This is a genomic window from Dapis hubbardiae BLCC-M172 (assembly GCF_050016015.1).
Taxonomy (GTDB): domain Bacteria; phylum Cyanobacteriota; class Cyanobacteriia; order Cyanobacteriales; family Microcoleaceae; genus Trichodesmium.
This window is the reverse complement of record NZ_JBNHEQ010000254.1, coordinates 1-9316: the sequence shown is the minus strand read 5'-3', so window position 1 is coordinate 9316 and position 9316 is coordinate 1. Positions and strand designations below refer to the sequence as shown.

Below are 9316 nucleotides of genomic sequence, written 5' to 3'. Positions count from 1 at the left end.
TATAATTCCCATTTTTCCTGACTCCTACCCTACCAAAAAGAGTTATTCAGCAAACGATAATTATCAATTATCCATTATCCATTATTAATTATCCATTATTCATTTCGTTTACTTATTCTATAATTCCCATTTTTCCTGACTCCTACCCTACCAAAAAGAGTTATTCAGCAAACCATAATTATCAATTATCAATTATCCATTTACTTATTCTATAATTCCCATTTTTCCTGACTCATACCTTACCAAAAAGAGTTATTCAGCAAACCATAATTATCAATTATCAATTATTCATTTACTTATTCTATAATTCCCATTTTTCCTGACTCCTACCCTAACAAAAAGAGTTATTCAGCAAACCATAATTATCAATTATCCATGATCGATTTAAAAGGAGAGACTTTAAACCTCTAGGGATTAATTATCAATTATCAATTATCAATTATTAATTATCCATTATTTTAATATCTGCTTCTAACCAAGCTTTTTGAAACTCTTGTTTAACTTCAGCAGCTTCTTTTTCTTTACCTTGTGCTGATAAACTTTCTGCTAATCCATATAAAGACCAACCATTATTTGGATGCTGTTGCAAATCTTGACGATAAACTATTTCTGCTTCTTTTTCCCGATTTAACTTTAACAAAGCTGCACCTAAAGATTGACGTACAGGATAATACCAATAAGGAGGTTCCATATAGGGTAAATTATCCTGAAGTTCTACGGCGGTTTGATATTCAGAAATCATCTCCTCATTTTTATCTTTTAAGTCTGCTATTTTTGCCACTAATAAATGATTAGCAATTGAAATTAAATTTGTAGCAGGAAAATTTGCACTTTCCAAACCACTAAATTGTGAATTTTGCAATAAGTCGTTGATTTTTTGATACTCAAATTGAGCATTTTCTAAATTTCCCTGACCAACCCATGCCATACCTCTTGCATAATGCCAAATTGCCATTGTATAGGGTAACTTATTTGATGGTTGAGATTCGGTAAGAATTTCATCCCACTTACTAAATTGCACTAAGGAAAAATAGGGAGTGGGGAGAAACATTTCAGTCAAAGGAAACTGCTGAACTTCTTGAAGAGAAACTTTACCTACTAACTTTCTAGCAGCATTAATTGCATCTTTGCTACGTCCTTCCATACTAGCTGCTGACCAGAAAAAATGAATAATGTGAGGATAATAAAGTGCTGAATATAATCCTTTTTGTTGAGAAGTCGCCAGAAATTTCTCATCTACTTTCATGGCATTTTGATTAGTAGTAGCTGCATCATGGTAACGACCAATTCTGAGATAAATATGAGATGGCATATGTACTAAATGACCAGCAGCAGGAACTAAATTACGGAGAATATCTGCTGGTTTTTCTGCTTTTTCTGGATATGGAGAAGCTTCAATGGCATGAATATAATAATGTATTGCTCCTGGATGATTTGGATTTTTTTCTAATACAAACTCTAATGTTTTAACAACTTCATTCGTTAAAGGTTGAGGTTCACCATTTTCTTTCCAGTAATTCCAAGGCATTACATCCATTAAAGATTCAGCAAATAGAGTTGCTGCATCTAAATCATTAGGATATTGTTTTGAAAGTTCTCTCATGGCATTAGCATAAGCCATGTCTAAAGATTTACGATTTTCTAAATTTTGAGCAGAATATCTTTGAGATAAAGCCTTAATATAGGCTTGTTCTATGAGAGTAGTTTTAGGAGAAAGTTTCTCAGCTTTTTGGATAGCTTGATAAGCAGTAGGAATAGATTCTTGATTCATTGGTGCATTAATATTAGGACCTTGTGATAAAGCAATACCCCAATAACACATTGCACAATTAGAATCTAGTTTGGTTGCTTGTTGAAAAGAACGTTTAGCTTCAGCATGGTTGAAGCCAAAAATAAAGGTTAAACCTTGGTCGAAGTAACGTTGAGCTTGAGGAGAATTTGTTGTAATTTTATGATGGATATTTCCTAAGTTTTTCCATAGAGGAACTGCACTATTTAATTGATTTTGGTTTTTCTCAATAGCTGACCAAGAAGGATTTAAAGTAAGTGCAATATAAATGCAAGTTGTGAGACAAACAGAGAGAATAAAAATCCAATTTTTTCTGGTTTTAATATTCATATAGCAATCCTATTTTATTAGCGTCAAAAATCTTGCTTTTTTTTTGGGGAATTAAGTATTGAATATATTTCAATAATTAATAATTACCTCTTCTTATAAAGAAGAGGATTGCTTAAAAGGAATTTTTTTCTTTTTTCTCCATTTATGGAGAGGCTTTATACCTGAATTTTTTGGTAAGGATTGAGCTATTAGATAGCTTCCTAGGTCGTAACTGCATTAACAGCTATTGTTTTTGGTTTTAGATTTAAACCGCACTCTTAAGACTATACTTTATAAACATTTTTTACTTAACATAAAACTTTATATTTACAATAGATAGTTTTAAATTTTTGGTCTTATTGCTAATATCTGAATCCTTAAAGAAAATCAATTACTATAATTACCTAGATAAAGTTTTTTTCTCTGAATATCTGCCATTTTTAAGAAGCATAAATTCACTCATCAGATCCTAATTTCTCCTTCCAGGATAATTAGTTAATCACTTTATATAGCAATCCTAAATAGGTCGCAGGTAATCAAAAAGTAAATGAAAAAGTTGAAACTTCCACCAGTTAAGAGTTAAGTCTTTCCTCCATACCTAAAAAGCAGTAAGATTTTTGCCACGAATATGCGGAGGATTGCTATAGCTGATAGCTGAATACTTACAAATTTGAATACCTGGCATTTTTAAGAAGCATAAATTCACTCTTCGGAGACTAATTTCTCCTGCCCAGATAATTAGTTAATAACTTTATAGCTGATAGCTGAATACTTACAAATAAGAACACCAATCACTCCAACTACCTGCATAAAGCTTTCCTGTATTAATACCCGCCATTTTTAACGACCATAGTAGACTAATTTCTCCTGCCCAGATAATTAGTTAATAACTTTATAGCTGATAGCTGAATACTTACAAATAAGAACACCAATCACTCCAACTACCTGCATAAAGCTTTCCTGTATTAATACCCGCCATTTTTAACGACCATAAATTAACACAAGCAGTCACACCAGAACCACAATAAACAATAACTTCCTCAGCATTTTTTACCTCTTCCCAACGATAATTTTGCTCCGAAACTTTAGCATTACTATTTTCATCAGTAACTTGTTTCCAAGGATAATTAACTGCCCCTGGAATATGACCAGCAATAGGGTCAATAGGTTCATGCTTTCCTAAGTAGCGATCGCTATCTCGCGAGTCAACTAAGACTACTTCTGGTAAATCTTTTCTAGCTTTAACTGTTTCTATATCTACCACCATTTTTGATTGAATTTGAGGTTCAAAAAAACCTAACTTTTGAGTGGAAATTTCATTTGTAACTGGATATTCTTTTTGCCATCCAGAAAAACCACCATCCAATAGAGCAACTTTTTCGTGACCCATATATGTTAATAACCACCATAAACGGGAGGCAAAAGCAAAGCGAGAATCATCATAAGCTACAATTAGAGTTTCTTGGTATTTAACACCTATAGTTGCTAATTTTTCAGCTAGTTTATTAAGGTCAGGTAATGGATGACGTCCACCATGTTTTTCTACAGGTTTAGAAAGGTCTTGGTTGAGGTCTAAATAGAATGCACCAGGGATATGACTTTCTTGATATTGTTTGTTGCCTAATTCTGGGTCTGCTAAGGAAAAACGGCAGTCAATAATAATTAGGTTTGGGTCATTCAGATGGTTTGCCAACCACTTAGGAGAAATAAGGAGATTTGTGTTAGTCATGTTTAAGTTAAATTAGGTTTTCTTCTGTTGGTAATACTTGAGGATAAGTTGTACCAGTATTGGGAGTTTGTGATGATTGCTTGACCAACATTTTGCCAATAAAAACAACTAAAGCCATAAACAATATTATCACTACTATCGCTAAAGTCATCTGACTCATTCTGAGATTATTAAAACCTTGATTTTTGATACTATTAATTTTTGACTTTGAATAAAATCCATTTTGTTGATTATCAGAAAAACTGGTCAAGTTTAAATCAGATAAGGAAGTTAATTCTAAATCAAATTCTTGACCCCAAGTAGCATAATCATCAATGTATCTTTTGAACAATAATTTTACTCTTTTAATTGACTCTGGTGCTAATTCTATTAATTGATTCCGAACTATACCTATAGTAGAACTTCTATCTGGCAATTCATCAGATTCTAGGAGTATGTGTAACCAACTATTTAGTACACTAGCTTTTGCATTAATACCTTCAGGATGTAATTTACTATTTAATAGGGTAGCTATCGCTTTAGAATTTCCTTTTTTGGCAAGCTGAATAAATCTATACTGAACCATGATTAATTACCTCTGATTATCCACAAAAAATATTTATTTTATTTAGCTTTAACCTCGCCAAGCTTGTTTGACTGTGTGACATGAATGAGCAGTATTCTGTAGGAAAATAATACCAAATTTTGAAGCAAGAAGTAAGAAGTAAGAAGGAAAGTACATGAGTCTTATAGATCGATACTTTATGAGTTTTGGTCTTATCTGTTTACCCAGCATTCCGTTTGCCCAGAATTCTGTAGGAAAGGAAACCGTATTGAGTTATATTCTTGCTTAAATCTAAAAGATGACGGCTGAATTATTATAATAATTATCCATTATTCATTATTGATTATCCATTAATTAATTACCTTTTAATTTTCCCAACTCTACTTGCATAGTCAGCGTAGCTTTGATATTCTTTAATTTTTTTTCTGGCTTCCTTATATTTTGGATGAGATGGTGGAACTATTTTCATTAATTCTGTTGCATCTTGCCACTGACTTGCTACTGCTTCCCATTCTATTTGAGATTGGGCAGACTGAGCCATTTCTGCTGCATTTATAGCTCGGTTAACTGCTAATTTAAATGGGTCAGGTGGTGCTAAAACAATAGTTGTTGTGGAAATAGATGCAGATTTTTTTGTTGGAGAAGATAGAGGTGTAGGTTTAGTTTTTACCTCTGCAATTTCTGGTTTCTCAGAATTCAGTTTTTTTGGTATTGGTGAGGGAATTTCAGTTACTACAACTACAGGAGTTTCAGAAACTAATTGCCATTGAGAAAATCTATATACGCCTAATCCTAGTAAAGGAATAATGAGTAAGACTAAAATATTATCTTTGATAATTTTAGGTAATTTTTTTAGCTGATTATTTTGAGAGTTAATTAGTTGATTATTGTAGGCTTGCTCTCTAATATTTTGGGGTTTAGTAATTTGATTTACTCCATAATAAATGCTAGACTTTGCTAATTCATCATCTATCTTTTTCAAATCAATCTGGCGTTGATTTTGATTTTTTTGATTAACTTTATAATTCTTGGTTTGAGTATAATAATTTGTTTTGCTGAACAGAAAAAAACTTTTTGAGATAAATTCAAATTGATAAAATTTAGCAGCTACTATTAGCCAAATACTAATAAATACAAATAAAATCAACTTTTCGATAACTGATTCAGGATATAAAAATCTGTTTTTTTCTAAGATAAAAACTGTGTAATTCAGGTTAAACCAAGGCATGATTAATGTAGATAGTAAAATCGCAGCCAAGGTACTAATCATAATTACTAACCAGCTATATAAAGCTTTCCACCAACTGATAATGGCTGGAAAAAATAATAAATTATAACGATATCTTTTAGAAAATGTTTCCCGAATAGTATGAAAGAATAAAATAAAAAAATGATGTGCAAAGACAAAAAAAGGAATTAAAAAAAATAGAATAACGATACTCAAACAAACCAATAATTCTAAACTACCCCCTAGTTGTTCCCAAAAATATCTTCCTAGTTCAAAATTCCTAATTATGGCAACTAAAATAGTCATAAAAGAAAGCATAATTAAAGCCTTTAACCAAGAACTAGGATAAGGAAACCATCTTGGTAAGTATAATTTTTTTGGTTTGTTCATTAGATAAAAATTTAGGAGGAAGAATTGACAAATTACAAATTCATACCACAACTAACAGCAGATGGTTCATGGACTTTCTTTTCACCCGAATTTGGTGAAACCTTTCACTCTCATTTTGGCGCTCAACAAGAAGCCGAATATAAATTTGTTTACCCAGTTCAACTATTATCTAGAGTAGATCGATCTGTAATCTGCATACTAGACGTTTGTTATGGACTAGGATATAATACAGCCTCAGCTTTAGCAGCCATCTGGAGAGTAAATCCTAGTTGCAAAGTTCAATGGGTGGGACTAGAATTAGACCCAGAAGTGCCAAAAGCAGCGATCGCCAAAGGTCTTCTCGATAATTGGCCTCAACCAGTACCAGAATTATTAACTACTCTTGCTAATACCCATAAATTACAAACAGACAAAATTGAGGCCAAACTTCTAACTGGAGATGCAAGGACAACTATTCAAGAATTAAGTAACTCTAGTTTCCAGACAGATGCTATATTTCTCGACCCCTTTTCACCACCCAGTTGTCCCCAACTGTGGACAGTAGAATTTTTATCCTTAGTAAGTAACTGTCTCAAACCTGATGGTTACCTAGCAACATATTCCTGTTCTGCAGCAGTCAGAACAGCATTACTTGAAGCTGGTTTAAAAATTGGTTCCACAACACCAGTAGGTAGGCGATCGCCAGGAACAGTGGCCAGTTTTGCAGAGAAAAATTTACCCCCACTTTCCCAAAAGGAAAAAGAACACTTACTTACTCGCGCTGGTATTCCTTACCGTGACCCAAACTTATCAGACTCCACTGAAATTATTGTGCATCGCCGTCAGTTAGAACAACAAAAATCATCTTTAGAACCTACATCTCATTGGAAAAAACGTTGGCTTAATCAAGTCAAAAGTCAAAATTAAAAATTCAAAAGTTAAAAGTTATGCCCTATCAAGTCAAAATTCAAAAGTCAAAATTCAAAAGTTAAAAGTTAAAAGTTATGCTGTTACAAAAAAGGCAATATTTAGGGCTTGCTGGAAAAGTATTTTAGTATTGCTAGGAGTCAGGAGTCAGGAGTTAGAATAAATGGGGAATTTAGAGGAGATAGTTGGAAGAATAGTTCCTTGATTTTTCTCTAAATATTCAGCAAAAAATGCTAAATTTTTGAACCTTTTTAACCCAAAAGTACCTAGTTTTCAACTCTTTATGCTCAAAATCAAAATTATTAATAATTAATTATTAATTATTAATTATTAATTGTTTACCGTGATTTTTCTCTAAATATTCAGCAAAAAATGCTAAATTTTTGAACCTTTTCAACCTAAAAGTACCTAGTTTGAAACTCTTTATGCTCAAAATTATTAATTATTCATTGTTTACCATATAATTAAGGTTTAAAGCCTCTCCTTTAAAGGAGAAACAAGAAAAAATTTTCCTTTTATCAATCCTCTTTCTTTTAGGGAGAGGTAATTATCAATTATCCATTATCCATTATCAATTATTGAACGCTCCCCTACTCAATAAAATGTAGAAAAATTTTTGAGAAATGGTATTACAGAGGTAAGTTTTTAACTGAGGGATAAGTAATCACTTTTATTCAAAATAAAATCTCAAAAAAAGTGTACTTTTTTCAAACATAAATGGCTCAAAATTTCTTCAACCCTTCATATTTTTAAGGTTTTTTGATCGACTTTTACATTCAAGGTAAAAAACATAGTCAAGTTATTTCCCCCACACTCCCCACACTCCCTACACCCCCCACACCCAATGGCATAATTTAAAAAACATACCCTTGTAACTGAGCCTCCTACTCCCTACTCCCTCAAATATGAGAATATGAGTATTGTAGATTCGTCTTATAACGTTTCTTATTCAGAAAGCAAATAATTCTAAAAATCATGGTAGCGGTAGCAATTTTAGCGGCTGGACGTGGCACCAGAATGAAGTCAGACTTACCCAAGGTATTACACCAATTAGGTTCCTCTACCTTAGTTGAACGAGTTCTGGAAAGTTGTGTTTCTATTCAACCATCAAGAATAATTGTGATAGTTGGTTATCGTGGAGACCTTGTACAAAAATCTCTCCTAGATAATATTGATATTGATAATGATAATATTCCTACACTAGAATTTGTAGAACAGACGGAACAATTGGGAACTGGTCACGCCATTCAACAATTGTTACCCTATCTAAAAGAATTTTCTGAGGATATGCTGGTATTAAATGGAGATGTACCATTATTACGACCCGAAACTCTCAAGCAGTTAATCAATACCCACAAGGAAAATCAAAATTCAGCCACCATCTTGACTGCCAATCTACCTAATCCCAAAGGTTACGGTAGAATATTCTGTGATACAAATAATTTTGTGACTCAAATAGTAGAAGACCGAGACTGTACAACGGCCCAGAAACAAAACCATCGAGTCAATGCCGGAGTCTACTGCTTCAATTGGCCTGCTTTAGCAGAAATATTGCCCCAACTAAAACCTAACAATGACCAACAAGAGTATTACTTAACAGATACAGTAAATTTTCTCAACCCTGTCATGGCAGTTGATGTAAATGACTATCAAGAAATTGTTGGGATTAACGACCGTAAACATTTGGCTACAGCTTATGAGATTTTGCAGATGCGGGTCAAAGATAATTGGATGGCCGCTGGAGTCACGTTGATAGACCCTGACAGTATTACTATTGATGATACAGTTTTGTTACAACGGGATGTGATTATTGAACCACAAACTCATATTCGAGGTCGGAGTGTGATTGGTGCTGGTAGTCGCATTGGGCCAGGAAGTTTGATTGAAAATAGTCAGATAGGTAAAAATACTTCAGTTTTATATTCTGTGATTTCTGACAGTGTGGTGGCCGATAATAGTCATATTGGCCCTTATGCACATTTACGGGGTGATTCTCAAGTGGGTTCTCACTGTCGAATTGGTAATTTTGTCGAATTGAAAAAAGCTAAGGTGGGCGATCGCTCTAAAGCAGCTCATTTATCTTATTTAGGGGATGCGACTCTGGGAGAAAAGGTAAATGTTGGTGCTGGTACAATTACTGCTAATTATGATGGGGTGAAAAAACATCAGACTAAGATTGGCGATCGCTCGAAAACTGGCGCAAATAGTGTATTGGTTGCTCCTGTGACTTTGGGGGAAGATGTGACGGTAGCAGCAGGTTCGGTAGTTACAAAGAATGTGGAAGATGATAGTTTAGTTATTGCTCGCTCTCGACAACTTGTGAGAAAAGGTTGGCGGTTGAAAGAGTCGGAGGATAATGGATAATGGATAATGGATAATGGATAATGGATAATTGATAATGGATAATTGATAATGGATAAT

The 9316-nt window shown here is 33.4% G+C and carries 6 protein-coding genes; 2 read left to right on the top strand and 4 right to left on the bottom strand.

The window, feature by feature from the left end:
* Positions 1-442: 442 nt before the first annotated feature.
* The 4 genes from ACP6PK_RS23675 to ACP6PK_RS23660 all read right to left on the bottom strand — a co-directional run bounded on the left by ACP6PK_RS23675 (position 443) and on the right by ACP6PK_RS23660 (position 5989).
* Positions 443-2119: a tetratricopeptide repeat protein gene (locus tag ACP6PK_RS23675; protein ID WP_426563217.1), complete on the bottom strand. Its 1677-nt coding sequence runs from the start codon at positions 2117-2119 to the stop codon at positions 443-445.
* A gap of 892 nt (positions 2120-3011) precedes the next feature.
* A complete protein-coding gene (locus ACP6PK_RS23670; protein WP_426563215.1) occupies positions 3012-3827 on the bottom strand; it encodes a sulfurtransferase in 816 nt (271 codons plus the stop codon).
* Between the two features lie 7 nt (positions 3828-3834).
* Complete coding sequence (locus ACP6PK_RS23665; protein WP_426563213.1) at positions 3835-4392, bottom strand: hypothetical protein; 558 nt, start codon at positions 4390-4392, stop codon at positions 3835-3837.
* A 337-nt stretch (positions 4393-4729) separates the two neighbouring features.
* Positions 4730-5989 carry a hypothetical protein gene (locus ACP6PK_RS23660; protein ID WP_426563211.1) on the bottom strand — a complete coding sequence of 420 codons (1260 nt, stop codon included), beginning with the start codon at positions 5987-5989 and terminating at the stop codon, positions 4730-4732.
* A gap of 24 nt (positions 5990-6013) precedes the next feature.
* Between ACP6PK_RS23660 and ACP6PK_RS23655 the strand changes: the two genes are divergently transcribed.
* Positions 6014-6895 (top strand): tRNA (5-methylaminomethyl-2-thiouridine)(34)-methyltransferase MnmD, encoded by an 882-nt coding sequence (locus tag ACP6PK_RS23655; protein WP_426563209.1) that lies wholly within the window; start codon positions 6014-6016, stop codon positions 6893-6895.
* Positions 6896-7870: 975 nt separating this feature from the next.
* Positions 7871-9259 (top strand): bifunctional UDP-N-acetylglucosamine diphosphorylase/glucosamine-1-phosphate N-acetyltransferase GlmU, encoded by a 1389-nt coding sequence (glmU, locus tag ACP6PK_RS23650; protein ID WP_426563207.1) that lies wholly within the window; start codon positions 7871-7873, stop codon positions 9257-9259.
* Positions 9260-9316: the final 57 nt, after the last annotated feature.

What these genes read in the sequence shown, in the direction of transcription:
- ACP6PK_RS23665 (WP_426563213.1), bottom strand. Translation starts at nt 4,392, where the DNA reads ATGGTTCAGTATAGATTTATTCAGCTTGCCAAAAAAGGAAATTCTAAA.
- ACP6PK_RS23660 (WP_426563211.1), bottom strand. Translation starts at nt 5,989, where the DNA reads ATGAACAAACCAAAAAAATTATACTTACCAAGATGGTTTCCTTATCCT.
- ACP6PK_RS23675 (WP_426563217.1), bottom strand. Translation starts at nt 2,119, where the DNA reads ATGAATATTAAAACCAGAAAAAATTGGATTTTTATTCTCTCTGTTTGT.
- ACP6PK_RS23670 (WP_426563215.1), bottom strand. Translation starts at nt 3,827, where the DNA reads ATGACTAACACAAATCTCCTTATTTCTCCTAAGTGGTTGGCAAACCAT.
- glmU (WP_426563207.1), top strand. Translation starts at nt 7,871, where the DNA reads ATGGTAGCGGTAGCAATTTTAGCGGCTGGACGTGGCACCAGAATGAAG.